This is a genomic window from Evansella sp. AB-rgal1 (assembly GCF_041820985.1).
Classification (GTDB): Bacteria; Bacillota; Bacilli; order Bacillales; family Salisediminibacteriaceae; genus Evansella.
The window spans coordinates 1-1,451 of sequence record NZ_JBGUAU010000075.1 but is presented as its reverse complement, the minus strand read 5'-3'; the positions used below and the strand labels follow the sequence as shown (position 1 = coordinate 1,451).

Annotated in this window: 2 protein-coding genes; both read left to right on the top strand. The window is 32.3% G+C overall.

All coding sequences use genetic code 11. The annotated features are described in order from the left end of the window. Nucleotides 1-307 (top strand): hypothetical protein (locus tag ACERII_RS25755; RefSeq protein WP_373645856.1); only part of this gene is annotated, 307 nt, incomplete at its 5' end. A gap of 370 nt (nt 308-677) precedes the next feature. Then, the gene (locus tag ACERII_RS25750) at nt 678-1,409 is read left to right on the top strand and encodes a hypothetical protein (protein WP_373645855.1); all 732 of its coding nucleotides are present in this window, start codon (nt 678-680) and stop codon (nt 1,407-1,409) included. Nucleotides 1,410-1,451 lie beyond the last annotated feature (42 nt).

Sequence of the window (1,451 nt, the reverse complement as noted above, 5' to 3'; positions counted from 1 at the left end):
AACCTGTCCCTGTGTACCGCAGAGGCATGATTTAGCTCGAAAGGCGACACAACAAGCTGTTCCGAGAGGCAACAAGCCTATCATGCCTCTCACTCCATATCAAGACTGTGTTCTAACTGGAAATGGAGTGGCTCAAGTTTTCATGAGCGAAGTGGCTCAATGTTATGTGAGCAAAAACAAGTACCCTGGCACTTTAAAGTATAAAAGTGCGAACTGCTCTGATGTTGTTATTGGGTTGAAAAAAGGTAGCTTGCGTTTATTTATTTTGTGTTTAAAAGACAAACCTATTCGTTTTGCGAACAGGTGATTTTATAGAATTCTATTAGAGAAAGAAGAAATTATTATTTGAAGGGTGGGGCTAAAATTGAATATTATTACTTTTGTTGTATGGACACAGATGGATTAGATCTATTAACAAAACAAACGAATGGATTTATTGACACCAATGAAATAGTAAAAATTCATTCTATCACTCACTAATAAAGATGAAAAGGGGGCCATATAAACGAAGGTTTTAAAGAGCATAATATAATGAGCATTAAAGCTGTTATGAAAAATTTAATACTGGAGATAGATTTATAGTACATGATCAGTTAAAAAATGATGTATTAATTTTTAGGTTATTCGCTAAACAAGAGTATATTTATGTATAAATAAAATTGAAAGGTTGTTGTAATATGATAGTCTATCATCTATCAAAAGGGTTGGATGACGAGATAAGAGAGTTTGTACCACGTATACCAGAAGCAAGACAGGAAGGTGAAGACGATTCAATTAAAAGAATATGTGTTGCAGATAGTATAGAGGGGTGCTTAAGTGCGATGCCTATTTCCAGTGATGTATCTTTAGAACCAAATAAAACATATCCTTTTTGTTACTACACTGTTTATGAATTAGAAGCACCAAATTATATAAAAGGATCAAGAGATAAAACAACTACCATTATTAGTAACGAACAATTAATTGAACAAAAATTAGTTCCTGACGCAAAAATTACAGAGGAACATTGGATAACACAGTCTATTTCCCGTGATTCTGATGAGATCTATATAAAAAATGTCTATATAATTAAAATTGATTCGGAAAAATCGGATATAGATGTTATAGAATATGCAGAAGGAAAGGAAATTGATAGTTATACTAATATAAATTATATAAAAGAGGACATAGATATAAGCAACGATGAAATCATTTTTTATGATATAAATATCTGGGATGAGTCTGAAGATGAAGAAGGTTTGCCAACAAAATCAGACTTTAAAGAATTAGCAACCAATTTAGGGCTAACATTGATAGGTGAGGAAGAATTTACTGGAATGGCTTTTCAAGCTACTAGAGAAGAAAACATCCGCAGTCTATTTGAAATGGATTTTAAGCGTAGAAACGGTGTAAAATCATTACTTAAATAGATTCACGAGAAAATAACTTAATGGAAAAAAGGTGAGACAAAT

Bases quoted from the DNA above. Each gene is read 5' to 3' on its own strand.
- ACERII_RS25750 (WP_373645855.1), top strand. From the start codon at position 678: ATGATAGTCTATCATCTATCAAAAGGGTTGGATGACGAGATAAGAGAG.